The sequence below is a fragment of the Pectinatus frisingensis genome (genome assembly GCF_015732285.1).
GTDB classification, from domain to species: Bacteria; Bacillota; Negativicutes; order Selenomonadales; family Selenomonadaceae; genus Pectinatus; species Pectinatus frisingensis.
The window spans coordinates 164,225-179,592 of record NZ_WIQU01000022.1 but is presented as its reverse complement, the minus strand read 5'-3'; the positions used below and the strand labels follow the sequence as shown (position 1 = coordinate 179,592).

Here is a 15,368-nt window from a genome sequence, read left to right as displayed (position 1 = left end):
CTCTCCTATTATTATGCTTGTTCACCTGTCAAACGATGCAAAATTTCCTTGTAGGCATCTTCTACATGTCCCAAATCTCTGCGGAATCTGTCTTTATCAAGTTTTTCGTGCGTAGTACTATCCCAGAAACGACAATTATCAGGAGAAATTTCGTCGCCCAATAACACGTTGCCCTTAAAACGACCAAATTCTAGTTTAAAATCAATCAAATCGATATTTTTAGTCTTAAGATATTCTGTCATTATTGAATTTATTTTAAATCCCATTTTTTCGATCTGCATCAGTTCTTCATCTGTAGCCCATTTCATTGCCCTTATATGGAACTGATTGATCATTGGATCGCCTAATTCATCACTCTTATAATAATATTCAAGAACAGGAGAAGACAATTTTGTACCTTCTTCAACACCAAGACGTTTAGCTAAACTTCCTGCTGCTACATTGCGCAAAACAACTTCCAAAGGAATCATATCAAGTTTTTTTACGATCATTTCCCTATCACTAGGCATATTTACATAATGATGTTCAATTCCATTTTTCGCCAGCATATTAAAAAAGAACGCTGAAATTTTGTTATTAAAAATGCCTTTTCCCATTATAGTACCTTTTTTAGCACCATTGCCGGCAGTAGCATCATCTTTGTAATAAACCAAAAGTTCTTCGGGATTTTCTGTCGCATAAATAATTTTAGCCTTGCCTTCATACAACTTTTCTTTACTCATAATAATAACTCCTCCTGTAAACAAACATTTTATTTCAGTTCTTCAGCTACTTTTGCAGCTTTAGCTTCCACTTCTTTGACCATTTTCGCACGATATTCACACAATTTTTTTTGTAATGTCGGATCGCTGACCGCAAAAATTTCCACTGCAAAAATTGCAGCGTTCTTTGCGCCGTTTATAGCCATGGTGGCTACGGGAATACCCGAAGGCATTTGTACTGTACTTAAAAGAGCATCCATTCCGTTTAATGCAGTTGCATTGATGGGTACGCCTATTACAGGAAGTGTAGTATAAGAAGCAATAACTCCCCCTAAATGAGCTGCCGCACCTGCTGCTGAAATAAAAGCACCAATGCCGCGCTCCTGCGCCGAGGATACGATTTCCCGTACTCTCAGCGGGGTACGATGTGCCGAAGCAACTATAACTTCTGTTTCAACACCAAAATCATGTAATAATCCAATCGCCGGTTTTAATACCGGTAAATCTGAATCGCTGCCCATTACAACAGCCACTTTCATGAAATCTCCTCCTAAATTAATATAAAATTAATATTTGTACCTCTCAATAATAGCAAAATGCATAACAAACTTCAATACAATATAATACCTTACCAATATTTTTACTTTTTTTTTTAATTATGAACGATATTATGTTAAAATAACAATAAGATATTTTTTCGCCTTATTAAACAATCCACATCAATTGGGCAAATAGTAATATTTTTTGTTATAACGGCTGTACACAATATATCATTTTGTTGTATAATGTAACAGCTATTGCACCAAGCAATAAAAATACATAAAGAAATATCTCTTACCAGATAAGTTTAGGGGGATAAAAATGGCCTTGATTGTAAAAAAATTTGGCGGAAGTTCCGTCAGCAATCCTGAAAGAATTATAAATGTTGCTAAACGCATTATAGAAGAAAGAAAAAACAACGACAAAATTGTGGTTGTCGTATCAGCTATGGGAGATACAACCGATGAATTGATAAATCTGGCAACTCAGATAGATAAGGATCCCTATAAGTACACCCGTGAAATGGATATGTTGTTGTCAACCGGCGAACAAATTTCCATTTCACTTTTAACTATGGCATTTAAAACCCTGGGTCAAAAAGCGGTCTCCCTGACCGGTTACCTGGCCGGTATAAAAACCAATGGCATACATACAAAGGGAAAGATATTAGACATTAACCCCCAACGCGTGTTAAATGAATTGGAAAACGGAAACATTGTCATCGTCGCGGGTTTTCAAGGTTCCGATCAATTAGGGGATCCCGTAACGCTGGGGCGCGGCGGCTCTGATACATCGGCCGTTGCTCTAGCCGGTGCCCTGCATGCTGATACCTGTGAAATATATACTGATGTTGATGGCATATATTCTGCTGATCCGCGTATTGTCAAAAATGCACATAAGATGAAGGAAATAACCTATTGTGAAATGTTGGAAATGGCGCGCTTAGGCTCCGGTGTTATGCAGCCGCGCTCCGTGGAAGTGGGACAGGCACTGCATATACCCATTCACGTCAGATCTACTTTTACTAATAAACCCGGTACAATAATCAGAGAGGAATATACAATGGAAGATAAAAATTTTGTTATAAGAGGCGTCAGTCACGATGATAAAGTAGCCAAAATTGCGGTTCTTGGCGTTCCCAACAATCCCGGTATCGCCTATTCTATTTTTTCAGCTTTAGCTGAAAAAAATATTGATGTCGACATGATAGTACAAAGTATACGCAACGTTGAAAAAAATGTCACAGACATGGTTTTCACAGTAGCGCTTGGTGATTTATCAATTGCAAAAAAAGTCGTTGATAAAACCGCTAGTGATCTTAACGCCATCGGTGTATTAATTGAAAAAGATGTTGCAAAAGTCTCTATTGTTGGTGTCGGCATGCTTGGCAATCCGGGAATCGCCGCCAGAATGTTTAAAGCATTAGCGACCGGCGGTGTAAATATTGATGTCATAAGTACATCGGAAATAAGTATTTCCTGCTTGATAAAAAGTTCCGAATTAAAAGAAGCTGTCAACATAATACATGATGAATTCTTTCCACAAAATTAATTTTATCCATGCTCTATCCCGGATAAGTGCTTTATAGACTATTAGTCAGTCTAAAGCACTTATCTTAATATTTCGTCAAATTATGTAAAAGGAATTGAAATTATGCAATATATCAGCACCAGAAATGACAAAATAAATTTGACTGCTGCCCAGACAATAATAAAGGGGATTGCCGATGACGGAGGATTGTTCGTTCCAAAAAATATTCCTCAAATCAATGATGCTTTTTTATGCGGATTGCAGCCGCTTTCCTATCAGGAACGTGCCTGTAAGATTCTTTCCTTGTATCTTACCGACTACTCTCCCGAAGAAATCAAAAACTGTGTAAGTAACGCTTACGGTAAACAATTCGACCACAATGCAATCGCTCCCATTGTAAAAATTAGCGACAGTCAATATTTACTTGAATTATGGCACGGCCCGACTAGTGCTTTCAAGGATATGGCCTTGCAGCTTTTACCTCGGTTATTAATAACAGCTCGAAAAAAAAGCAGCGAAAAAAAAGATATCGTCATTTTGGTTGCTACTTCCGGAGATACCGGTAAAGCTGCTCTGGAAGGTTTTCGTGATATTCCCCATACAAAAATAATTGTCTTTTACCCCGGCAGCGGCGTCAGTGCCATCCAACGTCGGCAAATGATTACACAAAAAGGATCCAATGTAGACGTAATCGCCATTGATGGCAACTTTGATGATGCGCAATCAGGTGTAAAAAATATTTTTAATGATAAAAATTTTAATACTACCTTAAATAACAATGGTTATGAATTATCATCGGCCAATTCAATAAACTGGGGTAGGCTGCTGCCGCAAATAGTATATTATTTCAGCGCTTACTGCGACATGGTGAATAATAAAGCTATAGTTTGCGGTGACAAGATTAACTGCACCGTACCGACAGGAAATTTTGGTGATATCCTTGCCGGTTATTATGCAAAAAGAATGGGACTGCCTATTAATAAATTAATTTGTGCATCAAATTCCAATAATGTATTGACTGAATTTTTCCAAACGGGAATTTATGACAAAAATCGTCCTTTCATAAAAACTATTTCCCCTTCAATGGACATTCTTATTTCCAGTAATTTGGAACGACTATTGTATCATGTAACAAAAAATGCCGCCAAAATAACCAACTGGATGAATGAACTCAACCTATCCGGCCATTATCAAATTGATAAATTTCTCCTCACCAAGCTGCAGCAATCATTTGCTGCTGATTGGATTGATGAAACGGCTACAGCATCTGCCATAAAAAATCTATATACCACCTGTCATTATGTTGCCGATCCCCATACAGCCGTGGCTTGGCAAACTGCCCAAAACTACCGGGAAAAAACTGCTGATACTACACCAATGCTGATATTATCAACAGCTAGCCCGTATAAGTTCAATGACAGTGTACTTTCTGCTTTGAATGTAAAAAACACATCAAACAATGATTTTCAACTGCTTGATGTGTTAAAAAAATATAATACAGCTCCCATTCCGATCGGTCTGACCTCCCTGAAGACTGCTCCAATACTGCATAAAAATATCTGCAAAACTGAAAAAATGTCAGCAGAAATAAAAAATTATTTAAAAATTTAAAGGATATCCTGATTAATATATTGTATATTTCTATTTATATATTGTAAAATAATTATTAGCACCTTGTAAAATAATTATAAATTAAAATCATTTTATGGGGAATAAATATATTCACAGATATAATTTGGGAGGAAGCTTATGTTTCTTGTAAAAAAGAATACGGACTTTTATGATCTGTTTGCACAAAGTGCCAATTATTTTCACAAAGGCGCTTTAGTAATCAATGAAGTGATGAGTGATTATCGCGGTGCTGAAGAAAAAATGAAAGCAATTACTGATTTAGAACATGCTGCCGATAACATCAATGATAAAATAATTGACAAACTCAATCACACTTTTATCACACCAATAGACCGGGAAGATATTTATGCTATTGCAAACGGTCTTGATGACGGTGTCGACTTTTTACAAGGTACTTTACAACGTGCTATAATGTATCACATCAGTGAAATTCGTCCCACTGCATTAGAGATGTCACAATTATTGATTGAGGCTACTGCTGACATCACTGAAATTTTTAAACTCTTACATAAATTACATCAAAATGAGAAAAAAATATTAAATTACACTGCACGTATCTGCAAAATAGAAAGTGCCGGTGACAAATTATATCGTGAGGAAGTAGCACAATTATTCACGACGGTTAAAGATCCTATTGAAATCATAAAATGGAAAGACATTCTTGAGTATCTGGAAAATACATTGGACCACTGCGAATCTATAGCTGACATGATAAGAGGCGTGGTAATGAAATATGCATGAATTCCAAATATTAATTATTTTAATAATAGCACTTGCACTGGTATTTGATTTTATAAATGGTTTTCATGACACAGCAAATGCGATTGCCACTTCTGTATCAACTCGGGCAATAAGTCCCCGGGCAGCGATAGTAATGGCTGCCGTATTAAATTTTTGCGGTGCTATGTACAGCACCGGCGTAGCTCACACTATCGGCGGTGATATTGTAAAATCAGCTGGTCATGTCAATGAACTGATAATTGTCGCAGCACTGGCCAGTGCCATTTTTTGGAATGTATTAACTTGGTGGCTGGCTTTGCCAAGTAGTTCCTCACATGCATTAGTTGGCGGTATAATTGGTTCCGTACTAGTATCTACCGGAGCGATTGGTCTTAACTTTTATGGTATCGGCAAAATCATCCTTTCCTTAATTCTTTCACCAGTTATTGCAGGAATCACAGGCTGCATAATTATGACTTTGCTGTTTATAACCTTTGGCCGATTCAATCCGTCTTCCATTAATAATAAATTCAAAAAAATGCAGATTTTATCAGCAGCAATGATGGCTTTTTCCCACGGCTCCAACGATGCCCAAAAATCTATGGGAATAATTACTTTGGCATTGCTCAGTGCAGGGTACATACAGGTATTTGAAGTTCCTACCTTTGTAAAGATCATGGCTGCTATTGCTATGGCCTGCGGTACTGGTATCGGTGGCTGGCGTATAATTCGTACTGTCGGCGGCAAGATTTTTAAACTTGAACCAATAAGTGGTTTTGCATCCGATTTAAATTCATCGCTTATTATTTTTTCGGCAACCTTATTATCGCTGCCGGTAAGTACCACCCATGTAGTATCCGGTTCAATAATGGGAGTTGGTACTGCAAAACGTGTGCGGGCAGTTCATTGGGGAGTAGCTGAACAGATGATGATTGCCTGGATCCTCACAATTCCATCGACGGCTCTGGCCGCAGCAATTATTTATAAATTTTTAAAATTATTTTTTTAAATCAGCATAGTTTCATCGTAAAAGTCTAAAAAAACAGCCTTTGGCTGATTTAGGCTTTTATTTATTATTAAGGAGGATTTGACAACAATGACAACTGCAAATATTAACGCTAAATTAGTTGACCTGATTAATTTGGAAAAAGATCGTCATACAGCTCCTATAACCGCAGTAAAAATAAACAATAATTTAAAAGATCTCCAAACACCTTTTGATGGAGATCCAAAACTGGAATTAATTGACATGAATAGTTCAGATGGTGTTAAAATATATCGGCGCAGCGTACTTTTTCTTCTGATGACCTCTGTAAAAAAGCTTTTTCCTGATGCCAGTGTCATTGTTGAACATTCCGTCAATAATGGTATGTATTGTAAGATCTTGCCAGTAAAATTAGTCACGCCGGAAAACATAAAAAAAATAACTTTGCAAATGCAATCACTTATTAAAGAAAATATTCCTATAATTAAAAAATTCTGGTGTAAAAAAGACGTTATTAATCTTTTTAAAAAAAATGGGCAATATGCTAAAGTTGCCTTAATAGAATCATTAAAACAAGATATCGTAAGCATTTATTTTTGTGATGAATACTATGATTATCTTTACGGACCGATGCTGCCGGAAACCAAATCTCTTGGACTGTTTGCAATTGACCATTATCCACCTGGGATAATAATACGTACACCGTCACTATCAAATCCACTTGCTGTTCCACCGCAGGAAAACCAGAACAAACTGGCTTCACTTTTATCTGAAGCCGATGATTGGGCTAATATTCTCCGCTGTGACTATGTCAGCAACTTAAATCAATATATTACTACGGGAAAATCCGGCGACCTTATCAGAATATCCGAGGCACTGCATGAAAAGAAAATTGCTCAGATTGCCGATACTATTGTCAACAGTCCAAATCATCCACGAGTTATCTTTATAGCAGGGCCATCATCTTCCGGTAAAACAACCTTTGCTCAACGTCTTCGTGTGCAGCTTTTAGTAAACGGCATGCAGCCCGTTTCCCTATCAATGGATAATTATTTTCTCGATCGTGATCAGACACCGCTCAATGAAAAAGGTGAATATGATTTTGAATCTTTCACTGCCATTGATAAAACACTTTTGATCGATCAAATTTTATCACTTTTATCTGGAGAAGAAGTTGAAATTCCTACTTATAACTTTTTCTCCGGACAAAAAGAATGGACCGGCAATAAAATACACCTTCCAGCCAATCATCCGATAATTGTCGAAGGTATACACGGACTTAATCCAAATTTGACTAAATCACTGCCTAAGGATAGAATATATAAAATCTATATAAGCGCTTTGACCCAGCTTGGCATTGATAAACACAATAATATTCCGACCACTGTCGCCCGACTTATCCGGCGCATAGTCCGCGATTACCAGTTTCGCGGTTCTTCTGCACTAAAAACAATAAAACAATGGCCCGATGTTCGTACCGGTGAGGAAAATAATATTTTCCCCTATCAGGAACATGCCGATATCATGTTCAATTCCGCACTTATTTATGAACTGGCTGTATTAAAAAAATATGCTTATCCACTATTGGAAAAAATAAGCAATGAAGTTCCAGAATACAGTATATCCCGACAATTACTGGATTTCCTAAATTACTTTGAAACAATAAATAATGAAGATATTATCCCTAATAATTCCATTTTACGAGAATTTATCGGAAATTCATGTTTTTTTTAACTACACTTAAAATAAGTCATACCAGGAGGTCTCATTTTGGAAGTCGATATTAGTCATAAAGTTATTCCTATTATAAAATTTACGCTGCCCATTATAGTCCTGATTGCTGTCATTCTAAACATTTGTATTTGGCTTTATGGACAATATCATGCCTATATCACGTTTTACGATGTACGAGTTACTGGCTCTTTTTTACAAACCAAAACATTGACAGATGGAACTTTGGAAAAATTACTGGTAGCAGACGGCCAGTCTGTCACCGCCGGCCAGCCTTTGGCACAAATACATCCCAATATTACCCAAAAAGATATAGATAATTTGCAGCAAGCGGTTGACCAGGCTCAGCAGCAATATGATAATATGGTATCTTTAAGCAAACAAACCTCCACAAAAACAATATCAACACCACAGGCGTCAGCGCCCGCCGCAGTTGATGACAGTCAGTACCAAAATGCCTTAGCCCAAGAAAGTAAAATGAAACAATTGTATGATATTGGTGCTGTCAGCCGCTCTGAATATGAACAAGCCGCAGCTGCCGTAGAATCGGCCAAGGCCACTTTGAATCCCAGTTCAAGTTCAGGTACACCTTCAGCAACAACCAGTGTCGTTGCTGTCCCCAGCGGTGTCACCCAAGAAGATATACAAACGGCACTTACAAGGCTCAACCAAACTAAACTGGCTTTAGAAGATGCACAAAAAAATACTGATACGACCGAACTTTATGCTTCTACTGACGGAACTGTTTATTACACTGGCGTAAAAGAGGGTGATAACCTTTCTGCCGGTCAAAATATTCTTGATATCGCCACATCAAACTATATCTGGCTAGAAGCCAAGGCACCTGAAGAACAAGCCGTAAAATTAAAAGAAGGTGCCTATGCGGAATGCAAGGTAAATGGCAAAATTATCGGCGGTACCGTTGTACAAATAATTGATCCGGCATCAGACGAGAAAAATTATACTGTTAAAATTTTCATTCCATCTGACAAAATGAACGGTATAAAACCCAATATGATTGCCACAGCCAAAATATCGATTGGAAAATAGTTATTTGATTTATGATTTTCCAATTAATAATGACAGCAGGTGAATTAGTTGCTATTAAAACGACTGGAAGCATATGGTTTTAAATCTTTTGCCGACAGAATAGAGGTAGAATTTAATAAAGGCATTACTGCAATTGTCGGTCCCAACGGCAGTGGCAAAAGCAATATAACAGATGCTATACGCTGGGTATTGGGTGAACAAAACATTCGCAGTCTGCGAGGCAATAAAGCAGAAGATATAATATTTACCGGCAGTTCGACCAGAAAACAATTTGGTATAGCTGAAGTTTCATTGACTTTTGATAATACCGATGGGCAGCTGCCTATAGAGTATCAGGAAGTCACTATAACACGACGTCTTTTCCGCTCTGGTGAAAGTGAATGTTATATTAACAAAACACATTGTCGATTAAAAGATATTTATGAATTGTTTGCCGACACCGGACTAGGTAAAAATTCAATGAGCGTCATCAGTCAAAATAAAGTTGATGAGGTTCTCAACGCAAAGCCGGAAGATCGTCGTCTTTTATTTGAAGAATGTGCCGGTATTACTAAATATCGTGATCGAAAAAAAGAAGCCGAAAAAAAACTGGAAAACACCAAACAAAATATCTTACGCATTAATGATATCATTGCTGAAATAGAAAAACAGCTTTTACCTTTATCGCAAGAAGCTGAAAAAACCAGCCGCTATAACGAATTAAAAAATAAATATGATAAGTACAATCTGTCTTATATATTATGTGATTATGAAAAACTTTCTGCAGAACAAAAAAAATACACCGATCAAATTAATCAGCTGGAACAAAAATCCACTAATCAAAATATTGCTCTGACCACTATTGACAACCTCATTGCAGCAACAGAGGAAAGCATAGCTGTATCAGAAAAAGATCTAAGCGACAGAGACGAAAACAATCGAAAAATCATAGAAGAAATAAATCGTATCCGCAGTAATTGTACAGTCTTAGAAGAACGCATCAAACAAAACAGTCACACAATTAATAATTTAAAAACTGCCCATACCTCAACCTTGGCACAAAAGAAAACTGCTGAAGAAAATCTGGCTTCATTACAGCAGACGATTCTTAATACTGAAAAAGAAAAAAATACCTTGGCAGATAATCTTTCAAGTACAAAAACCGCTATTAAAACCAACGAAAAAAAAATTATTGTTCAGGAAACTCTTCTGCAGCAATTAAATGCTGAAACGGAACAACACCGCCGGACCGAAGAAATTAAACAACGCCAAATTTTACTTTTACAGCATGATATTATCGAAAAAGAACGATTACTCAAGGAAAAAGAAAACAATCGGCTGATCCGGCAACGAGAATATGACAAGATTACTGCTGACATTGCCAAGATTGCTGCTGAACTACAAACCATTGTTTCTGATAACAAACTTTTGCAAACAGAAACAATCAATCTTCGGGAAAAAAAAGCCACACTAAAAAGAAAGCTCTATGAAATAGAAAACACCTGTAATTCATTATCTTTGGAAACCAACAGGGCAAAAGAACGAATAACTATTTTGACTAATATGCAAAAATCATACGAAGGTTTTGGTAATGGAGTGAAAAAAGTTCTTACCGCTTCACAATATTTTTGGCACCAGAACATCTGCGGTTCTGTGGCAGAAATCATAAATGTACCAAAACAATATCTTACAGCAATAGAAGTTGCTCTGGGCAGCAGCCTGCAAAATATCATCACTGCTGATACCGACACAGCCAAACAGGCCATTGAATTTTTAAAAGAGAAAAATTTAGGACGCGTTACATTCCTGCCACTTACTGCTGTCAAACCAAAATCAATAAATCAGCCATTTGACAGCACCTGGCACGGGTTTATTAATTACGCCGATAAATTAGTTAGCAGTGACGCCAAATATCAAGCAATCATCGAAGCACTTTTGGGACGTACCATCGTCATTGATACCATAGACAATGCTTTGCATCTTGCTAAAAAGGCCAATTATTCACTACGTATTGTAACCTTAAGCGGTGAAATACTATATCCGGGCGGAGCCGTATCTGGGGGCAGCCTGAAACATAATCTTAATTTTCTTAATCGCGAAAATGAAATAAAACAAATCTCAGCAAAAAATCAACAAACTATTGGCCGTCTTCTTGCCGCAAAAACCCAACAGGGACAATTACTATCCGATATTTCTGAATTGGAGGCAGCTATAAGCAGCAACGAATCAACGTGTCAGCGTTATTCCATTTCTTATACGGAAAAAAATGCCCGGCATATCCATTTAACAGAAGAAAACAGTAAGCGCAAAAACGATATATCAGCAGATTTTAATGCCGTGACTGCCATAAACACTGAACTTAGCGCGTTAAAAGCAGCACAGATAAAATATACCCGGCAAATACAGCTGACTAAATCAACGAACACCAGTAATGTAACTCAGCACAGCGATATAGAAAAATCTATTACTCATTATAAAACTGAACAAAAATCATTACAACAGCAATTATTACAGCAATCTTCCGCTTTTGCCGGTATAACGCAAAATATTACAGGCATAAACGAAAAAATAACCTTAATCCAAACAGAATATGAGCGCTGTGAATCTTTCCTCAGCAATAATCAAAATCAACAAGCCCGTGCTCAAACCTCAATAAATGATAGTATAAGTGAATTGAAGGATCTGCAGTCCTCCAGCCAAAATTTGCAGCAGCTCTATACTAATGGCCGGCGCGATTATGATACAGCTCATAGCTCCTTGATGGATAAACGTATCAAAAGCAAAAACTATGCAGCTGACCGTAAAAAACTCACCGAAAATATCAGCGAGCTTCAAGAAGATCTGCATCAAATCAATATAAAAGCCACAAAAATTTCCTTTGATATAGCACAACACGAAAAAAATCTACAGGAACAATATAATCTTTCACCGCAAGCCGCTCTCAATTATAAAGAAGACCTTAATGAAGACAACTTGTTAGAAAACATAAAAAGGATACGTGCCGAACTTACTGCGATTGGTTCTGTAAACCCAAATGCTGTCATAGAATATGACACTTTAAATAAACGCTGCCAATTTTTAAAAACGCAAATACAAGATTTACTGACTGCCAAAGATAATTTGCAGCAAATCATCGAACAAATAAATTTATCTATGACCAAGCAGTTTAAAGAGGCTTTCAGTGGTATCGAAAATTATTTTAATGAAATATTTAAACATTTATTTGGCGGCGGCAAGGCTAGGTTAATATTAACAGATCAAGAAAACATCTTATCTTCCGGTGTCGAAATAATAGTACAGGCACCTGGTAAAAAAAACCAAAATATGACTTTACTGTCAGGTGGAGAAAGAACCTTGACAGTTATTGCGTTGTTATTCGCTTTTTTACAATACCGTCCGGCTCCTTTTTCTGTTCTCGACGAAATTGATGCCCCACTTGATGAAGCAAACATAAAACGTTTTAGTATTTTTCTAAAAGACTACGCCCAAAAAACACAATTCATAATTGTCACTCACCGTAAAGGAACCATGGAAGCTGCTGATGTAATGTATGGTATTACCATGGCTGATGCGGGAATTTCAAAAATAATATCTGTAAAAATGACTGAAGCGGAGGAATAATAATGGAATTTTTCAGCAAACTAAAGAACGGCTTAAACAAAACAAGGAATTCATTTACCGAAAAAATTGAACGTCTCATAATTGGTTATGCCAACATAAACGAATCATGTCTTGACGAATTAGAGGAAATCCTTATTTCAGCAGATGTAGGCGTGTCCACTACCATGAAATTAATGGATGATGTTCGTTTGGGTATCCGTCAAAAAGAAATAAATTCACCACAAGATTTACAACCCTTCTTAATAAAGAAAATCAGCCAAATATTAGAAAGTGGTGAAGATCACATCACTATCGCTCCATCCGGTCCAACTGTATTTTTAGTAATCGGTGTAAATGGTGTCGGTAAAACTACTACTATCGGTAAGTTGGCAAAATATTATAGAGCCAATGGGAAATCTGTATTATTAGCAGCTGCCGATACCTTCCGTGCAGCTGCTATTGATCAGCTGCAAATATGGGGCAAACGTGCTGCCGTAGATGTTATCGCCCACGAAGAAGGTTCCGACCCGGCAGCAGTTGTCTTTGACGCTGTAAAAGCTGCCATAGCACGTAATACCGACATATTGCTCATTGACACGGCCGGCCGGTTACATACGAAATCGAATTTGATGGATGAACTTAATAAAATCTATCGTGTAATAAAACGAGAAATTCCCGCCGCACCACATGAAACATTATTAGTATTAGATGCTACTACCGGACAAAATGCCATCCACCAGGCAGAATTATTTACTAAGGCAGCCCCTATTTCAGGTGTCGTACTGACTAAGCTGGATGGTACTGCCAAAGGCGGTGTGGTCATCGGCATAAAAGCCCAATTATCAATGCCTGTAAAATTAATTGGTGTCGGTGAAGGTGAAGATGATTTACAACCTTTTATTGCTAAAGATTTTGCTGCCGCCTTGTTCGACATGTGACCATTACATGCCGAACTATAAAAACTTTTTGCCTGATAAAAAGTTACATAACTATATTCATACAATTTAAATTTTATTTTCTTCAATCCTGTTGAATAATAATGTAGCTGAATTGGCAACATCATGTGAAACTTGTTTTATATCTTGGGACGTTGTGGTCAATGTATTCAAGGATACATCAATAGATTCCACCTGAGTATGATTTTCATTTGTAGCTGCGGCTATTTTCTCTATGACTTCAACACTTTCTTTTACATTATTTACTACTTTAAACAACAATTCATTTTGTTCTTCCATATTAGCTACGACATTATTAGTCGATACAGCATTATGACTAATCAATTCATGTATTTTATTGGCAGCCTGACTACTTTGTTCAGCTAGTTTACGGACCTCATCAGCCACTACAGCAAACCCTTTACCAGCTGCACCAGCTCGTGCAGCTTCTATTGCAGCATTAAGTGCCAACAAATTTGTCTGCGAAGAAATTTCAGTAATCGTTTGCGTTATATTATTTACCGATGCTGTGCTTTGATTCAGCTCTGCCAAATTATTCTTCATTTGTTTGACTTGTCCTGTCAAATTATTTATTTTATCAATGACTCCTCCTATCTGTTGTTTACCTGTTTCCGCCAGATCATTAGTCGAAGTCGACTGCACTTTCACAGTATCCGCCGATTTTTGGATTTTCATTACATTATCTGCCATGCTTTCTGATGATGCTGACATTTCTTCCGATAAGGCAGCCAAAGATTCTGCCGATTCTTTTATTATTCCTAATAATTCAGCATCATGCTTTAATTTTTCTGCCTCTTCTTCTGCCTTATTTTTTAACTCTAAAACAGACTCCTCGGTAAAAGTATGTATTACTATTGTTTGAATAAACTGAATGTGCCAGGAAAGAGCTGCACATACATTACATAAATCTTCTGTATTATTTTTATATTTTTGAAATATGTATGGATAAATACTTTCTTCTAACGCTGCAACAGACATTAGAAACCATTCCAGTGGTAATTTTATTTTATGATGTATTTTGCCAATTTTATAAATTCTGTCCATGCATTGGGAATTCACATTGGTTTCATATAATAAACTTAAAAATACTTTAAATGTTTTTTTCAATGCATCTAACGAAGATATCTGTTCGATAAACTTTTTCATATCATTTACTGATGTTATTTTCAAATAAAACTTTTCAGTTATTTCATCTAAATTATCTTTAATTACTCCTTCCAGCCCTTTTAAATACCCTATATTAGTATTGCTCATTGTCAAAAGTTCTTTGATCACGGTATCAGTAACCTCATAATTTCCAACAGGTACTTCCAATTTACTTTTTTTTGAAAAAAACATTTTTATTCCCTCCTTGAAATAATCACAATATAGAATGTTAATAAGATTCTATATTCATTTAAAAATTCCTCTGAATTTTCTTAACTAAGTGTTAATATTTTCTCTAATTTATGTAAAATAATAAGGAACTCTCCAGAAATTTCCCTGGAAAGTTCCTTATTTTAAATATTAAGATTAAGCCTCATCATCTGTTATAGCTTTTGTTCCTTGTGTTCCCGTACGTATGCGCATTGCATTTTCTACATCATAAACAAAAATCTTTCCATCGCCGACCTGTCCGGTGCATAAGACTTTCTGCGCTACCGACAGAAGCTGTTCAACAGGTACATCACAAACCACTGTTTCCAATTTTATCTTAGGCACAAGATTTATTGAATATTCACGTCCACGATATACTTCCTTATGTCCTTTTTGCAAGCCACAACCGTATACCTGGCTGACAGTCATTCCCTCAACGCCAATGCTGTTGAGGGCCGTTTTCAATTCCTCCAGCTTATTAGTGCGGGTAATAATTTCTATCTTTGTCATTTTGGCCATATGGTTTCCCTCCCAAATTATAACTTCTTATTTGCTTATTATTATAAAACAAATTTAGAATTTTTTCAC

The 15,368-nt window shown here is 36.7% G+C and carries 12 protein-coding genes; 8 read left to right on the top strand and 4 right to left on the bottom strand.

What is annotated here, in order from left to right; all coding sequences use genetic code 11:
* Nucleotides 1–11: 11 nt before the first annotated feature.
* Both purC and purE read right to left on the bottom strand, forming a co-directional pair.
* Complete coding sequence (purC, locus tag I6751_RS03810) at nucleotides 12–722, bottom strand: phosphoribosylaminoimidazolesuccinocarboxamide synthase (RefSeq protein WP_231035404.1); 711 nt, start codon at nucleotides 720–722, stop codon at nucleotides 12–14.
* Nucleotides 723–751: 29 nt separating this feature from the next.
* On the bottom strand, nucleotides 752–1,240 hold the full coding sequence (gene purE / locus I6751_RS03805; RefSeq protein ID WP_196591758.1) for a 5-(carboxyamino)imidazole ribonucleotide mutase: 489 nt from the start codon (nucleotides 1,238–1,240) through the stop codon (nucleotides 752–754).
* Between the two features lie 322 nt (nucleotides 1,241–1,562).
* Between purE and I6751_RS03800 the strand changes: the two genes are divergently transcribed.
* From I6751_RS03800 to ftsY, 8 genes are all read left to right on the top strand, one after another.
* Nucleotides 1,563–2,792: an aspartate kinase gene (locus tag I6751_RS03800; protein ID WP_196591757.1), complete on the top strand. Its 1,230-nt coding sequence runs from the start codon at nucleotides 1,563–1,565 to the stop codon at nucleotides 2,790–2,792.
* A 102-nt stretch (nucleotides 2,793–2,894) separates the two neighbouring features.
* Nucleotides 2,895–4,382 (top strand): threonine synthase, encoded by a 1,488-nt coding sequence (gene thrC / locus I6751_RS03795; RefSeq protein WP_196591756.1) that lies wholly within the window; start codon nucleotides 2,895–2,897, stop codon nucleotides 4,380–4,382.
* Nucleotides 4,383–4,520: 138 nt separating this feature from the next.
* A complete protein-coding gene (locus I6751_RS03790; protein WP_196591755.1) occupies nucleotides 4,521–5,144 on the top strand; it encodes a DUF47 domain-containing protein in 624 nt (207 codons plus the stop codon).
* Nucleotides 5,137–6,132 carry an inorganic phosphate transporter gene (locus I6751_RS03785; RefSeq protein ID WP_182188368.1) on the top strand — a complete coding sequence of 332 codons (996 nt, stop codon included), beginning with the start codon at nucleotides 5,137–5,139 and terminating at the stop codon, nucleotides 6,130–6,132. Before I6751_RS03790 ends, I6751_RS03785 begins: the two co-directional genes overlap by 8 nt.
* Before the next feature lie 87 nt (nucleotides 6,133–6,219).
* The gene (locus tag I6751_RS03780; RefSeq protein ID WP_196591754.1) at nucleotides 6,220–7,842 is read left to right on the top strand and encodes a nucleoside kinase; all 1,623 of its coding nucleotides are present in this window, start codon (nucleotides 6,220–6,222) and stop codon (nucleotides 7,840–7,842) included.
* Between the two features lie 36 nt (nucleotides 7,843–7,878).
* Complete coding sequence (locus I6751_RS03775; protein WP_196591753.1) at nucleotides 7,879–8,889, top strand: HlyD family secretion protein; 1,011 nt, start codon at nucleotides 7,879–7,881, stop codon at nucleotides 8,887–8,889.
* Between the two features lie 48 nt (nucleotides 8,890–8,937).
* Complete coding sequence (gene smc / locus I6751_RS03770; protein ID WP_196591752.1) at nucleotides 8,938–12,489, top strand: chromosome segregation protein SMC; 3,552 nt, start codon at nucleotides 8,938–8,940, stop codon at nucleotides 12,487–12,489.
* A 2-nt stretch (nucleotides 12,490–12,491) separates the two neighbouring features.
* A complete protein-coding gene (gene ftsY, locus I6751_RS03765) occupies nucleotides 12,492–13,406 on the top strand; it encodes a signal recognition particle-docking protein FtsY (RefSeq protein WP_196591751.1) in 915 nt (304 codons plus the stop codon).
* 66 nt (nucleotides 13,407–13,472) lie between these two features.
* Here ftsY and I6751_RS03760 read toward each other — a convergent pair whose 3' ends face one another.
* Both I6751_RS03760 and I6751_RS03755 read right to left on the bottom strand, forming a co-directional pair.
* Nucleotides 13,473–14,762, bottom strand: a complete 1,290-nt coding sequence (locus I6751_RS03760) for a globin-coupled sensor protein (protein ID WP_182188363.1) — start codon at nucleotides 14,760–14,762, stop codon at nucleotides 13,473–13,475.
* 174 nt (nucleotides 14,763–14,936) lie between these two features.
* Nucleotides 14,937–15,299 carry a P-II family nitrogen regulator gene (locus I6751_RS03755; RefSeq protein ID WP_182188362.1) on the bottom strand — a complete coding sequence of 121 codons (363 nt, stop codon included), beginning with the start codon at nucleotides 15,297–15,299 and terminating at the stop codon, nucleotides 14,937–14,939.
* Nucleotides 15,300–15,368: the final 69 nt, after the last annotated feature.